The 14,566-nt window shown below is 67.5% G+C and carries 12 protein-coding genes; 1 reads left to right on the top strand and 11 read right to left on the bottom strand.

The features are described from left to right. Positions 1–41 precede the first annotated feature (41 nt). From ABIE24_RS02910 to ABIE24_RS02875, 8 genes are all read right to left on the bottom strand, one after another. Positions 42–1,337 carry an ABC transporter substrate-binding protein gene (locus tag ABIE24_RS02910; protein ID WP_354496643.1) on the bottom strand — a complete coding sequence of 432 codons (1,296 nt, stop codon included), beginning with the start codon at positions 1,335–1,337 and terminating at the stop codon, positions 42–44. Between the two features lie 64 nt (positions 1,338–1,401). After that, positions 1,402–2,283 carry a carbohydrate ABC transporter permease gene (locus ABIE24_RS02905; protein ID WP_354496641.1) on the bottom strand — a complete coding sequence of 294 codons (882 nt, stop codon included), beginning with the start codon at positions 2,281–2,283 and terminating at the stop codon, positions 1,402–1,404. Continuing rightward, positions 2,280–3,224 (bottom strand): carbohydrate ABC transporter permease, encoded by a 945-nt coding sequence (locus ABIE24_RS02900; protein WP_354496639.1) that lies wholly within the window; start codon positions 3,222–3,224, stop codon positions 2,280–2,282. The genes ABIE24_RS02905 and ABIE24_RS02900 overlap by 4 nt, the downstream gene beginning before the upstream one ends. Further along, positions 3,221–4,249: a LacI family DNA-binding transcriptional regulator gene (locus tag ABIE24_RS02895; RefSeq protein ID WP_354496637.1), complete on the bottom strand. Its 1,029-nt coding sequence runs from the start codon at positions 4,247–4,249 to the stop codon at positions 3,221–3,223. The genes ABIE24_RS02900 and ABIE24_RS02895 overlap by 4 nt, the downstream gene beginning before the upstream one ends. A 124-nt stretch (positions 4,250–4,373) precedes the next feature. After that, positions 4,374–5,594, bottom strand: a complete 1,221-nt coding sequence (locus ABIE24_RS02890) for a trans-sulfuration enzyme family protein (RefSeq protein WP_354496635.1) — start codon at positions 5,592–5,594, stop codon at positions 4,374–4,376. A 50-nt stretch (positions 5,595–5,644) separates the two neighbouring features. Continuing rightward, the gene (locus ABIE24_RS02885; RefSeq protein ID WP_354496633.1) at positions 5,645–7,087 is read right to left on the bottom strand and encodes a CCA tRNA nucleotidyltransferase; all 1,443 of its coding nucleotides are present in this window, start codon (positions 7,085–7,087) and stop codon (positions 5,645–5,647) included. A 238-nt stretch (positions 7,088–7,325) separates the two neighbouring features. Continuing rightward, the gene (locus ABIE24_RS02880; protein ID WP_354496631.1) at positions 7,326–9,806 is read right to left on the bottom strand and encodes an AAA family ATPase; all 2,481 of its coding nucleotides are present in this window, start codon (positions 9,804–9,806) and stop codon (positions 7,326–7,328) included. Between the two features lie 119 nt (positions 9,807–9,925). Beyond that, the gene (locus tag ABIE24_RS02875; protein WP_354496629.1) at positions 9,926–10,243 is read right to left on the bottom strand and encodes a hypothetical protein; all 318 of its coding nucleotides are present in this window, start codon (positions 10,241–10,243) and stop codon (positions 9,926–9,928) included. Between the two features lie 52 nt (positions 10,244–10,295). Here ABIE24_RS02875 and ABIE24_RS02870 point away from each other — a divergent pair, with 52 nt between their 5' ends. Next, on the top strand, positions 10,296–11,801 hold the full coding sequence (locus tag ABIE24_RS02870; RefSeq protein ID WP_354496627.1) for a SulP family inorganic anion transporter: 1,506 nt from the start codon (positions 10,296–10,298) through the stop codon (positions 11,799–11,801). A gap of 7 nt (positions 11,802–11,808) precedes the next feature. Here ABIE24_RS02870 and ABIE24_RS02865 read toward each other — a convergent pair whose 3' ends face one another. The 3 genes from ABIE24_RS02865 to ABIE24_RS02855 form a co-directional block, all read right to left on the bottom strand. Then, complete coding sequence (locus tag ABIE24_RS02865) at positions 11,809–12,288, bottom strand: Pvc16 family protein (RefSeq protein WP_354496625.1); 480 nt, start codon at positions 12,286–12,288, stop codon at positions 11,809–11,811. A gap of 84 nt (positions 12,289–12,372) precedes the next feature. Beyond that, positions 12,373–13,221, bottom strand: a complete 849-nt coding sequence (locus tag ABIE24_RS02860) for a DNA-formamidopyrimidine glycosylase family protein (protein ID WP_354496623.1) — start codon at positions 13,219–13,221, stop codon at positions 12,373–12,375. A gap of 56 nt (positions 13,222–13,277) precedes the next feature. After that, positions 13,278–14,555, bottom strand: coding sequence for a hypothetical protein (locus ABIE24_RS02855; protein ID WP_354496621.1), 1,278 nt, complete (start codon positions 14,553–14,555; stop codon positions 13,278–13,280). Positions 14,556–14,566: the final 11 nt, after the last annotated feature.

The following is a 14,566-nucleotide window of genomic DNA, read 5'->3' as shown; positions in this document are numbered from 1 at the left end:
TGTGGGGCGTGGCCCGCCCGCGCGGGGCGGGCCACGGAGGGTCAGCCGGAAACGGAGTCCCAGCCGGCGGTCAGCTGCTCCGCCAGCTGCTCGCGGGTGATTGAGTTGGCGAAGTACTGCTGGAGGCCAGGAGTGGCGTACTGGTCCTTCCACTGCGGGTAGTTCGTCGCCTTCTGGAACGGCGCACCCGACAGGTTTTCACCGGTCTTGAGCAGTTCCGCCCAGCCGTTCTGGTCGGCGGTCTGCGACTCGAGCTCGGCGCGGGCGTCAGCGGATGCCGGGATCAGCCAGTCGCCGAGGGCGAGTTTCGCCTGGTTCTCGGCGTTCATGAAGTAGTCGATGAACTTGGCTGACTGCTCCACGTGCTTGCTCTCGGCCGCAACGGACATCGTCTGCGGGTTGGCCGCCTGAACGGGGCCTGCGCTGCCGGCGAGCGGGGGAAGAACTGTCCAGTTGAACCCCTCGGGCGCGCTCTCGGTGATCTGCTGGGCGAGGAAGTTTCCGCCGATGTACATCGCGTATGAGCCACCGAGGAAGCCGGGCATGACGTCGGATCCGCTCTGGGTGAGCGTCACCGGGTCGAGCGACTTGTCCTCGTAGGCCATGGCGTGGATGGCGTCAGGCACGGCGAGTTCTTCGTCCCCGACCTCGATCGTGGCGGTGCCATCCTCTTCGACGTCGAAGAAGCCGCCGTCGAAGCCGAGTGCGGTGTTCATGATCGCTGCGGTGGGCTGCTTGAGGCCCCAGCCGACGCCGAACTGGCCGCCGGTGGTGAGGTCCTTCGACAGGGCCTGCAGGTCATCCCAGCTGAGCTCGTCGCCGGCAGGAACCTCGACTCCCGCCTTGGCGAAGGCATCCTCGTTGGCGAAGACGACGTAGGTCTGCAGAAGCGTCGGCGCGGCGATGACCTTGCCGTCACCGGTGGTGACGGTCTCCCAGACGTCGTCGGAGACGGCGCCCTTGGTCTCTTCGCTGAGGTACGGGCCGATGTCGGCAAGGTAGCCCTGGTTCGCGAACCCGAGGATGTCGGACGACTCGTCGTGGATGACGTCCGGACCCGTGCCGCCCTGGAACTGAGTGACCAACTGGTCGTGAACGTTGTCCCAGCTGCCCTGGGTCAGCTTCACCTGGATGTCGGGGTTCTCCTCGTTCCAGCTGTCGACGATCTCCTCGGTCGCGGCGACGGTGGTGTCCTGATAGGCGAGGCTCTGGAAGGTGATCTCGACCGGACCCTCGTCCGCGGTCTCTTCGGGGGCGGCGCCGCCTCCGAAAGCGCAGCCGGCGAGCAGGGTGGCGACGGCGACGGCGCCGACGGACAGGTAAGCCTGTCTTCTCATGGTGTACTCCTTTGTCGATGTGTGCTGTGGAAAAGCGCTCCACGGCGACGTGGGGCGCGGTGGGTCAACCCTTGACCGCTCCGTTCAGCAGCCCTGAAGTGAGCCGGCGCTGAATGAGGGCGAAGAAGACAAGGCTGGGAATGGTGGCCAGGAGCGACGCCGCCGCGAGCTGGCCGAGCTGCACCTGGCCCTCGGCGCCGACAAAACGGGCGAGGGTCAGCGGCAGGGTCTGGAGGGCGGGGTCCTGGATGAGCACGAGTGCGAAGAAGAACTCGTTCCAGGCCGAGATGAACGTGAACAGGCTCGTCGCGACGAGTCCGGGGGCGAGGAGCGGGAGCACGATCGTGCGCAGCACGAGCAAGCGTCCGCCACCGTCCATCGCCCCGGCCTCCTCGAGTTCGACGGGGATGCCAGCGACGTAACCCTGCAGCATCCAGAGGGCGAACGGAAGCGACCAGACCGCGTAGACGATCACAAGCCCGAACAGGTTGTTCACGAGCCCGATCTGCTTGAGCACGAGGAACAGCGGGATGATGATGAGGATGAATGGGAACACCTGGCTGAGCAGGATCCACCCGGTGGCGAGGCCTCGGAGCTTCGTTCGGAACCGCGCAAGCGCATAAGCGGCCGGCAGCGAGATCAGCGTGACGATGACCGTCGTCGCGACCGCGACGAACAGACTGTTGGCTGCGGCCTGGACGAGGTTGGCCTTTTCAATGGCCTGCACGAAGTTGTCGAAGTTGAGGCTTTCAGGCAGGAACGACGGGTTGGGAGACAGGAGCTCCTGCGGCGTCTTGAACGCGGTGACGAGCAGGAACAGCAGCGGGAAGCCGAGAAAGACGATGTACGCGAGGAGCGCGACGTACTGCAGCGGGCGAGAGATGCGACGCTGCCGCTTGGCCGACGGCAGCTGCCGGGTGGCCGGTCGGACAACGGTCTGGGTCATGAGAGTCGGCTCCTTGCCTGGCTGCGCAGATAGATGAAGAGGAAGATCGCGATGACGATCACCATCACGTTGCCCATGGCTGCCGCGTAGCCGAAGTTGCCGTACCGGAACGCCTCGTTGTAGGCGAAGAGCATGGGCAGCATCGTCTGCCCGCCCGGCCCGCCGGCCGTGAGCACGAAGACGAGCGCGAATGAGTTGAAGTTCCAGATCAGGTCGAGCGTGGTGATCGCCACGATGATCGGCCGGAGCGAGGGGAGGGTGACGTGCCAGAACCGCTGCCAACCGGTAGCGCCGTCGATCGCGGCCGCCTCATGCAGTTCGCCGGGAACGTTCTGCAGGCCGGCCAGCAGGGTGATGGTGGTCTGCGGCATGCCAGCCCACACGCCGACGACGATGACGGCGGGGAGGGCGGTGGCGAAGCTGCCGAGCCAGTTGATGTCTCCAGGGAGGCCGAGCGCCCGAAGCGACTCGTTGATCGGGCCATACGTCGGGTTGAGCATGAGCCGCCACATGATCGCGATCACGACGGGCGGCATCGCCCAGGGCACGAGCGCGAGGGTGCGCGCGAGCCACCGGAGTTTGAGGTCGAGGTTGAGCAGGAGCGCCAGCCCGAGCGAGGCGAGGAACTGCAGAGTGGTGACGCCGAAGGCCCAGATCAGGCCGATCCGGAACGAGTTCCAGAACAACTCGTTGTCGAGCAGCCGCACGTAGTTGTCGACCCCGTTGAAGCTGACCGGAACGTTGAGTCCGGCCTTGGCGTCGGTGAAACCGAGCAGGATGCCTTGGACGAGCGGGTACACGCTGAACAGCACGATCGGGATGAGTGCGGGAAGCACCAGCATCCAGGCGTCGCGGTTGCTGCCGCCGCCCGGGCCTCCCACTCCCCTGCCCTTGCGCCGGCGCACCGGAAGGGCCGGGCGCATGAGGGTGTTCTGGGTCATGAGAGGACCGCCTCGGTGGCGTGGACGGATGATTCACGGACGGTGAGGCTGGGTTCGATGACGACTTGCTTCACGGGGGCTCCTGGTTCGTTCAGGCGTCGCAGCAGGAGCTTCGCCGCAGCGCGGGCGCGGGCGACGGATCCGAGGTTGACGCTTGTGAGAGAGGGGTTGGCGAGTTCGGCGATGTCGGTGTCGTCCATTCCGACAAGGGCGACGTCGCCGGGGACGCTGAGTCCGCGCTGGGCCAGAACCTTCATGGTGGCGACCGCGAGCAGGTCGTTGGCGCAGACAATGGCGTCAGGGGTGGATCGGCTGAGCAGAATTTCGGCGGCCTCGAGTCCCGCCTTGAACGTGAAGTCGGAGGCGCTGACCTGGGCGTCGGGGTCGATGACGAGATCCCGTTTCGCCATGGCTTTGAGGTAGCCGCCGAGCCGGGCGGCACCGGGGACCGTGTCGACGGGTCCGTTGACGAAGGCGATGTGCCGTCTGCCCTGGCGGGCCAGGTGCTTCACCGCGAGGCCCATACCGCGCACCGAGTCTGCGCGGACGTTGTCGAGTTCGACGCCGTCGGGCAGCGAACCGATGATGACGATCGGCAGCCGGCTGTCGCGGAGCCGGGCGACGAGGTCGTCGGTGACCCGCAGCGGGCTGAGGATCAGTCCGTCGGCGAAGCCCCGGTTGAGTCCGTCGAGGAGGTCGATCTCGTCCTGCACCGCGCCGCCCGTTGAGGAGAGTACGAGCCGGTACCCGTCTTTCGCGATCACCCGGGAGACTTCGTGCATCATGGCGACGTAGACGGGGTTTCCCACGTCGGCGACGGCCAGGGCGATCTGCTCTGTCTTGCCGACCTTGAGTGACCGTGCGGTGGCATCCGGCACGTAGCCGAGGTCTCGTGCGGCAGTGCGCACGCTCTCGATGACACGGTCCGATGCGGGGAGGCCGTTGAGAACGCGGGACACCGAGGCGGTAGAAACCCCGGCGCGTTCGGCGACGAGCACGAGCGTCGACTTCTTTGCCGGGGTCATGAGGTTTCCTTGCATCTTCGGAAGGGTGCTTGTAATCGTTTACAAGAACGTTTACAAAACTGTACCCCGGCTTTTTCGATCGGTCAAGCCGGCCTCAGAAAAAACGCAGGAACGACGCCGCGGCTCAGTCCCAGGTGGCGTCGAGCGCTGCCGAAAGGTCGGCGATGATGTCGTCAGGGTCTTCGAGCCCGACCGAGAACCGCAGATGCCCCCAGGTGCGGAATTCTTCCGGGTAGAACGCCACGCGTGGCCGGGCATCTGCCCCGCCGGCGACGTGCACGATGAGCGATTCGTCGTGCCCGAGAGAGACGGCCGAGGTGACCACGCGCAGGTTCGCAACGAACCGGTCCTGCGTCGCCGCGTCGCCGGAGACCGCGAAGGCCATCATGCCGCCGAAGCCTCTCCCCTCGAACAGACGCAAAGCGACGTCGTGCTGCGGATGCTCCGCCAGACCCGGGTAGGCGACGAACGCGATCCGCGGGTCGGCCTGCAGGAATTCAGCGATTCTCTGAGCGGATGCCTGGTGCTGGGCGAGGCGCAGAGGCAACGTCACCGAGCCACGCATGATCAGCCACGCGTTGAACGGCGAGATCACCCCGCCGACGTCGACCATGGCATCCGACTTGATCCGCTGGATGAGGTCCCGCCGGCCGATCACCGCACCGCCCATCGCATCCCCGTGACCGTTGATGTACTTGGTGAGCGAGTGCACGACGAGGTCGGCACCATGTTCGAGCGGGCGGAACAGCGGCGGCGGGGTGAAGGTCGAATCGACGCTGAGAAGCGCGCCGGCGTCGTGGGCGACCGCAGCGATCGCGCCGATGTCGGTGACCTTCGTGGTCGGGTTGCCGATCACTTCGACGTGCACGAGGGCGGTCTCGGGGCGAAGGGCGGCCCGCACGGCATCCGGATCGGAGGAGTCGACGAAGGTCGCCGTGATCCCGTACTTCTCGGGAAGCAGTTCGGCGAACAACCGGTAGATCGCCTCATAGGTGACGTCGCCGACGACGACATGGTCGCCGCTCCTGAGAACGGTGAAGAAGACGCCGTGCAGGGCGGCGACGCCGCTGGCCAGGACGACGGCGTCGTCCCCGTGCTCCAGCGCGGCCAGTTTGGCCTGCAGTCCCTGCTGATTCGTGCCCGAGTTGCGGGTGTACAGCGGAACGTCGGTGCCGGACCAGCTGATGGTCGACGCATCCTCGGGCAGCGCGTACGAGTTCGCCATGACGATCGGCGTGCGGATCGCCCCAGACCCGGCGTCGATGGCGTTGCCGGCGTGCACTGCCTGACTGGAGAAGGCCATCGTGCTGGGGTCGTGCTTGTTCGGTCGCTGGAAAGCAGTCATGGATTCAGGCTAGAGCCCGTCTCCACCATTCTGCTGCACCGGAACGCCCGTCACACCGAACGGTCGGCCCACCAGGCCCGAAGGCGACGTTCGGCTTCTTCCTCACCGAGCGGGCCTTCGTCGAGGCGGAGCTCGAGGAGCCACTTGTAGGCCTCGCCCACGTCGCGACCAGGCCGGATCCCCAGCACCCGCTGAATCGCGTTTCCGTCGAGGTCGGGACGCACCGCCTCCATCTCCTCCTGCTCGCGGAGCTCAGCGATGCGCGTCTCGAGGTCGTCGTAGGCGAACCCGAGGCGATCAGCCTTGCGGCGGTTGCGGGTGGTCACGTCGGCGCGGGTGAGGATGTGCAGGCGTTCGAGCAAGTGCCCGGCGTCGCGCACATACCGGCGGACGGCGGAGTCGGTCCAGGCGCCCTCGGTGTAGCCGAAGAACCGCAGGTGCAGTTCGATCAGCCGGGACACGTCCTTGATGGTCTCGTTGTCGTAGCGGAGCGCGGTGAGCCGCTTCTTCGCGAGCTTCGACCCGACCATGTCGTGGTGGTAGAAACTCACCGCTCCCCCGGGCTCAAGCCGCCGGGTGGCGGGCTTGCCGATGTCGTGCAGCAGCGCGGCGATCCGCAGCGTCAGGTCGGGGGTTTCGCCCGGGTGCCGGGATTTTTCGTAGCCGATCGCCTGCTCGAGAACCGTGAGGGAGTGCTGGTAGACATCCTTGTGGTGGTGGTGTTCGTCGATTTCGAGGCGCAGCGCCGGGACCTCGGGCAACACGATCTCGGCCAGGCCGGTTTCGACCAGAAGCTCGATGCCGGTGCGCGGCTCGTCGGTGAGCAGCAGCTTCGAGAGTTCGCCCTGCACGCGTTCCGCTGACACGATCCGGATGCTGTCTGCCATGTCGACCATCGCGGCCTGCGTTTCGGCATCGACGACGAAGCCGAGCTGGCTGGCGAACCGGGCGGCGCGCATCATCCGGAGCGGGTCGTCCCCGAAGCTCACGGCCGGGGTGCTCGGGGTCCGGAGGAGGTGGCTGATCAGGTCCTCGACGCCGCCGCACGGGTCGACGAGTTTCACGTCGGGCACCCGCAACGCCATGGCGTTGACCGTGAAGTCCCGGCGTCTGAGGTCATCCTCGAGGCTGTCGCCGAACGCGACGACGGGTTTGCGCGTGACGCCGTCGTAGGCATCCGCCCGATAGGTGGTGATCTCCACGATTTCGGAGCCGGTGCCGGTCGGAACGCGCGCCCCGATCGTGCCGAACTCCCGCCCGATGTCCCACTGCGCGTCGGAGATCGGGCTGACGACCGTGAGGATCTCGTCTGGCGAGGCGTTCGTCGTGAAGTCCAGGTCGCTGACGATGCGGCCGAGCATGGCATCCCGCACCGGACCGCCGACCAGAGACAGTTCGAATCCGGCGTCGGCGAAGGCGGATGCCACCGTCGAGACGACCGGGGAGGCGGCGAGTTCCGACAGGCGCACCAACGATTCCGCCATGCTCACCATGGCCTCAATCGTAGCGATCCCGAGGATCCCCGCTGAACCGCGCGAGGGCAGAAATGGGGATTCCCCGGCACTTCGGCGTCGACAGCCGGGGTACCGGGGAGATCCACCTGTTAGGGAACAGGAATTTTCACAGTCCACCCGACGACGTGTTCAAGCTGCCCCGCAAGAACACGTCACCGGATTATTCCGCTGTTTCCAGTGTTCCCCATCGCCGGCGGTGCGTGCCTAGGGAATGTCCCTAGTTCCCCTCGATGATGCCGCGGATACCGCGGCGCGACGACAACCCGAGCTTCGCCAGCACGTTGCCCATGTGGTACTCGACGCCCTTCACCGAGACGAACAGCCGGCCTGCGACCTCCCGATTCGTCAGTCCCTGTGCCGCAAGGTGGGCGACTTCCCGTTCGCGGCTGCTCAGCACGGCGAGGGCGTCGACCGCGGGCGGATTCGCCGGCCCCATGGCATCCGCGAGAAGCTCCTCCCACCACGCATGTTCGATCTGGGCGTGCACCGGTTCGCGGGCGATCGCCCGGCGGGCCAGGAACGCTGCCGTCCCTGAGTCACCCGAGGCCCGCGCCAGGAGCGCGCGGGCGAAGTCCGCCAGCCGGAGGTAGCCGTTGTTCACCACCGGCGCGGGCATGGCGGCCGCGTCGGTGAGCCAGTTCTGCGCCGCGTGAAGGTCGCCGCGAGCCGCCGGAACGAAGGCGGCGACCGCGTAGGCCGAGGCGCGCGCGCCAGGGTTTTCGACGTCGTCCGAAATGGAGACGGCTGCGGCGGCCGTGGCCGCCGCAGCATCCCACTGTCCGTCCCGGAATTGCGCAAGCGCCAGTTCCATTCGCCCATAAGCCGACAGTTCGGGCCGACCGTAGTCGGCAAGCATGATGCCTGTCTCGAGATCGGCGATGGCCTCCGTCAGGTGGCGCTGCTGGCGATGCAAGTATCCCCGGGTCAGCATCAGGACCGCGTGCCGCGGCTGGAGCGCACCACGGTGGGCTTTGGCGATGAGATCGTCGAGTCGATCCCTGCGGTGGTCCGCCTGGCCGGACTGCCACGCCGCAAGCGTTCGCATGGACACCGCGACGGCTTCGAATTCGTCGAGGTCGACGCTCACGGTGTCGGTCGGATCGGTGCTGGGGCGCAGTTCGGAAAGAGCGTCAAGAACCGCAGCCGAGTGTCGGAGGCTTCGTTCAAAGTCGTCGCCCATCAGGGCCAGCTCGGCGAGCGTCTGGTGAGCGGTTGCCCGCATGATCCGCTGCCGGGTCGTTCCGGTCGGGGTCGATCCGGCGGCCACCTCCAGATACTGGACGGCGGATGCCATATCGCCGGTTGCGAGCGCAGCGTTGCCGAGGAGAACTTCCCGCTCGGTTCCCGCGCTGAGATTCCGGAACTCCGGCAACGCCGTTGGAAGAAGGTCGTGCCGGCGAGCGGCGATGGCGTGGACTCCCGCGTCAACGGTGCGACGTTCTTTATTGACCGGGGTGCCGCTGAACAAGGCGGCCCATCGCGCGTAACGGAAGGCGCGGTCGACCTGGTGCTCGGCCGCGGCCAGCCGGGCCGCCGTTTCAAGTTCCTCGGCGAGAGCCTCGTCGGGACCGGCAGCAGCGAGCGCCCGGTGGTCAAGCCCACGGTGGCCGCCGAGAACCGCCCCTGCCGCCGCGTGGATCTCTTGTTTGGCCTGCAGAGCAAGACCGGCCACGAGGACAGCGCGTACCCGCTCATGTTGCATGCGGACCACCGAATCGTCGTCCGCAAGAGTCAGGAAACCTGTCGCGCACGCTTCGTCGATGTCGCCACCGGTCAAGGCGTGTGCGCCATATCGCTCGGCGATGGCTGCGAGGTCGGGAATAGACGCGGTGTCGTGGAGCACGGCGACGATCTCGAGCACGGCGCGCGCGGCCGGGCGAAGGCCATGGAGCGTTTCCCGGGTGACGGAGCGGAAACCGGGGGCGGCGGGTGGAGTGCCTCGCAGCATCCGGTCGAGGGAGTCGAGCGGATCGGAGCCGGACACCGCCTGGTTCAGCAGGGTCTGAAGGTGGAGGGCGTTGCCGTCGGTGGCAGCGACGAGACCTGATGCGAGGCGGCGGGGCGCGGCCCGGCCCGTCCGTCGTTTCAGCAGCGCGGCCACCGAATCGACACTCAGCCCCCCAACCTGCAGGCGCGCTCCCCGTTCCTCTTCGGCGACGAGGACGCGCACCCGTTCGAGGAACGCCGTCTCGTCGGGTCGTGCGGCGATGAGGACGAGCAGGCGGTCTCGGAAGGAGCGCCGCCCGGCGAACCACAGGGCATCGGCTGATGGCTGGTCCACCCACTGCGCGTCGTCGATCGTGACACAGGTGGCGCCTTCGCTGCTGTCGATCAGGTTCAGCAGCGCGGCACCGGCGACCATGGCGGGCACGTCGGGTGGGATTCCTCCGCGGAGCATCGGATCGAGCTCGTCCGGGTCGTCGACCTGGCGCAGCAATTGGTTGAGGACCCCGTACGGCAGGTCGGCTTCGTTCTGGTCCGCGATCGCGGAACGGGTGGGCCAGAGTGCGACCGTTGCCGCCGCGGCGCGGAGCAGGGCGGATTTGCCGAATCCCGACTCGCCTTCGATCAGGACGAACTGGGCGCTGCCCGCACGTACCCGGGCGACCGCCCCGGAGACAGCCGACAGTTGCCGCTCACGCCCGAGCAGGGGCGGCGCAACGGTGGGCTCATCCGGGGGCAGACGGGTGGCTGACATGGGACCTTCAGCGTATTGACCGAACGCGACGGGCCGCTATCCCTTTTATGGGGTTGACCCAGAAGAGGCCGACTCGAGAGGAGGCCATCTGGCTGGGCACCGGGACGTCACCAGCACCGTCATGGGGCGGGAAAGTCCGGCTCCGGCGCGGATACCGGATACCAGCGGCCGCCGTCCCGCACCGTCACCGCCCACGTCTGCGGCTCTGCGACGTCGGTGAGCCGGTCGACGACCTCGGAGCCCACCCGCCACCCGACACCCACGTCGTCGGCGGTGAAACGGATCACGATGCGGGCGGCTCCGCGCACGACCGCGAGGTCGGATGCCTCCACTACGGCAATCCTGGCGGCTGCGGCGGCGGCGAACGGCAGAACTGCCTCCGGCTGGACACCCGGTCGGAGCGCACCGATGGTCACGGTCACGCGGAAAGACGGCATCCGACCAGCCTAGGGCGGCACCGCGGATGCGGCGAGCGCATACAGTGGCACAGTGCAGCCTCGTTCAGCCGGTTCCGCCCGCGCGGACACCCCACTTGCCCCCTCTGTCCTGTTCACGCTCCGCCACCCGAAGGCGCTGAGCGTCGAAGTGCTCGCCGGCGTCGTCACCACCCTCGCCCTCATTCCCGAAGTCATCTCGTTCTCGGTGATCGCCGGGGTCGACCCCAAGGTGAGCCTCGTGGCATCCGTCGTCCTGGCCATCTCGATGTCGATCCTCGGCGGCCGGCCCGCCATGATCACCGCGGCGGCCGGTGCGGTCGCCCTCGTGGTCGCCCCGCTCGTGAAGGAGCACGGGGTCGAATACCTGCTGCCCGCGGTTCTGCTCGCCGGCATCATCCAGATCCTGTTCGGTGTCGCCGGCCTGGCCCGGCTCATGCGGTTCATTCCCCGCTCGGTGATGATCGGCTTCGTGAATGCGCTCGGCATCCTCATCTTCACGGCGCAGGTGCCCCACCTTCTCGGTGTGCCCTGGCTCGTCTACCCGCTGTTCGTGCTCACGATCCTCATCGTGCTCGTCCTGCCCCGGTTCACCACCGCGGTGCCAGCCCCGCTCGTCGCCATCGTGGTCGCCACAACGATCACCATGGTGGCGCACCTCTCGGTCCCGACCGTCGGTGACGAGGGCGACATCGCCGGCGGGCTGCCCGGGGTCACTTCCCTGCTCGTGCCGCTCAACCTGGAGACGGTGCAGATCATCCTGCCAACAGCACTCAGCGTCGCCTTCGTCGGTCTGATGGAGACGCTCCTCACCGCGAAACTCGTCGACGACATCACCGAAACCCGGTCGGCCAAGGGACGCGAATCCTGGGCACTCGGCATCGCGAACATCCTCGCCGGTTTCTACGGAGGAATTGCCGGCTGCGCCATGATCGGCCAGACCGTCGTCAACGTGAAGCTCGGCCGAGCCCGCACGCGGATCTCCACCTTCGTCGCCGGCGTCTTCCTACTGCTCCTCGTAACGGTTCTCAGTGACCTGATGGAGCAGATCCCGATGATCGCACTGGCGGCGGTGATGATGGTCGTGGCGATCACCACGGTCAACTGGCACAGCGTCGCACCGTCCACCCTTCGTCGGATGCCGCTGCCCGAAACGATCGTCATGCTCACGACGGTCGGCGTGGTCGTGGCCACCGGCAACCTCGCCATCGGCGTCGCCGCCGGCGTGCTCCTGGCGATGGTTCTCTTCGCTCGCCGGGTTGCACACGTCGCCCGGGTGGATCGCCGGCTGTCGGACGACGGTGCATCGGTCAGTTACACGGTCACCGGCCCACTGTTCTTCGGCTCGAGCAACGACCTCGTCGAGCAGTTCTCGTACGGCGTCGACCCTGCCCGGGTCGCCGTCGACTTCACGGCAGCGCAGATCTGGGACGCGTCCACGGTCGCGGTGCTCGACTCGGTCGAGTCGAAGTACGCCGCCCACGGCGCCAGAGTCGAATTCACCGGGCTTGATGAGCGGTCGACGCTGCTCCACGGCCGGCTCACCGGCACACTGGACTAGCCAGGGTTCAGCCGCTCACCGTGAACGTCGCAACGATCCCGAACGACAGCCGGAGCGGCATCGCCGATGCGAGCCAGAGGGCGGTGAGGTGGTCGGTGCTGATCGAATGACTGCGCAACTGCACATTCGTCGTCCGTTCCCCGAGTGGGACCGGGAGCACCGGGCTCTGTTGCACGACGGATCGGGCGGTTCCGAATGCGCGGTGGCTGACGGCATCCGCGTCCGACGTGTCACCCGGGTAGGCGCTGAGGAGGTAGAACAACTCGGCGATGTTGTGGGTCGTGCCGGGTGGTTCGTGGCCGTCGCGGTATCCGGTGAGGTCGTCGTGATAGAGGAACAGGTTGACGGATGCCCCGGAGATGCCGATGCGGGCAGCATCCGGAGTGCGTGCCGTCACCTGCAGCTTCGCGGGCGCGGCGGAGAGCAACTGTTGCAGGGCGACCGTGGTCGACGCGATCGCCTGCCCGTAGGTGGAAAGGGTCGGCATTCGAACTCCGATGTCCGGGGCGGCGAACCCGCCTGTCGTGCTGACGCTACTCCGAACGGCGGCCAGCCGGAAGGTGTCGCCGCGTCACGCCGCTTTCAGTGGAAGCAGCGCGCCGCCGGTCTGGCAGGTCGGGCAGTACTCGGCCGTGGTGCTCGCGAATGAGAATTCGCGGATGGTGTCGCCGCAGGCCGGGCACGGCTCCCCCGCCTTGCCGTGTACGCGCATCGCCGAGATCTTCGCTGCTTTGAGGTCCGAAATCGGGATGCCGCGGCGAGCCTTGATCGCCGCGGTGAGCGTGCTGACCGTCGACTCGAAGAGTCGGTCCAGCTGGGCTATCGTCAGGGCGGCGGCGTGGTCGAGCGGTGAGATCTTCGCCGCGTGCAGGATCTCGTCGGAGTACGCGTTGCCGATCCCGGCGAGGGACTCCTGCTCCTGCAGCACTGCCTTGATCTGTTTTCGACGCCCGGTCACCGTCCGATCGAAGTCAGCCCGCGAGAACCCGGGCGCTGCGGGGTCTGGGCCGAGTTTGGCGATCGCCGGCACCTCGGCCGGATTGTCGACGATCCAGCAGCCGAGCGACACCCACTCTCCGGCGTCGGTGAGTTCGAGGACGTGGCCGTCGTCGAAGGTGAGGGCCACCAGCGTCGGTGCGTCGGAGCTATCCGTCGCAGCATCGCCGTTCGCGTTCGGGTACCGCGCCCAGCCGTGCCGACCGAGCGACACAACCAGGTGTTGCGCGTCACCCACGCGCAGATCCACGTGCTTGCCGTGCCTGGCAGCGCCCCGCATCCGCTCGCCGACGAGCGACGACGGTGGACGCGCCCGGGTCTTCGTCACGCGAAACTCCGCGACGTCGACGTCGACGATCTCGCGGCCGGTCAGCCGCGCGCCGAGGTCCTCGACGAGGGCCTGCACTTCTGGCGACTCGGGCATGACGCCAGCCTTGCACGCCGGCCGGCGCCCGGGAAGCCCGGGCGCCGATGCATCAGCTAATCGGATTCGAAGTCGAGCATCGAATCGGCGACGGCGATCACCGACCAGACGCCGCCATCGGTGTCGCTGAACTCGTAGGCGGGAACCACGAGGACGCTTCCGTCCGGCTGCCACTGGCTTGCGAGGCCCAGCCGGGCACTCACGATCTGGACCTCCTTCACCGGCCAGGAGACGGATTCGCCTGGGGAGGGGGTCGCGGGCGGCTCAGTCGGTGGCACCCACTCGGTGCCCGTTCCCGCCGCGCCTTCGGCTACCGGCAGGATGGTCGGCGCTGCACCGAATCGCGGGTCCGACAGCCGTTCGAAGCCCTCCCGCTCACTCACCACGGCGTACTCGCCGAGCCCGACCACCTCGGCGAGCGCGCCGTAGGCGGAGACGACTCCACCCTCGCTGACTTCCATCGACCACGGCTGGTCGATCTGCTGTCCGTTCACCACCATCCTCGCCTCCGCCGTCCGGGTGGGCGAGCCCTCCCACACGTGCGACGTGAACTGGAACGCGCCCGGGTCCCGGCCGGCAGCGACGAGGAGCGAGCGAAGCGCACCGATCGCGACGTCTTCTGTGGGGGGTTCGCCGGACGGCTGGCAGGTCCCGACGTCGTCGCACCGCCACGGGTTGATCCGGGGGTCGTGGAAATAGAAGGAAAGGGCGCCGTCGACGCTGACGAACAGGTTCGGGGCGCTGCCGTCCTCCGGGCCGGCGGTCCACGCACCGTTCGTGAACTCGACCGGGGATGTGATGCCGAGTGCGGTTGCGAGCGCGGGAATGGCGGCTGAGTTCGATGCGGCGCGTGCGTCGAATGCGTAGGCCTGGGCCGAGGTTTCCTGTGTGCCGAGACCGTTTGCGCTGAATGAGTTCCGGCCGTAGCCGGTCGGGTAGATCGCATCGGTCGTTCTCTGGTCCGCACCGCCGGCGGCAGACTCTTGTCCCGTTTCCGCCGTGCCGTTCCCCGATTGCAGGGAGATGGGCGGAGCGGCCTCACCATCAGCAAGGTTCGTGCCGGATGTCGTGAACCCAAGCCCGTATCCGGCGGCACCGACGATCACGATGGACGCGGCGACGGCAGCAACCGCAATCCAGCGCCGGTGTGCTCGCGTCGCCGCCAGGTCGGCGACCGGGGCCGATTCGACGGTCGGGTCGACAGCCGGATCGGCGACCCTGCCCGTCGCCTGCGCGACCACGTTCTCGGCGAATCCGGCGCGGGGTTCGAGATCGTCAGCCGGATCGGCGGCGCGTAGTCGCTCGACCGGATCGAACTCGGTGTCGTCGTTCATGTCAGCCTCCC

Origin of the sequence: Mycetocola sp. 2940 (genome assembly GCF_040548835.1) — a bacterium.
Classification (GTDB): Bacteria; Actinomycetota; Actinomycetes; order Actinomycetales; family Microbacteriaceae; genus Mycetocola_A.
This window is presented reverse-complemented; position numbering and strand designations above follow the sequence as displayed.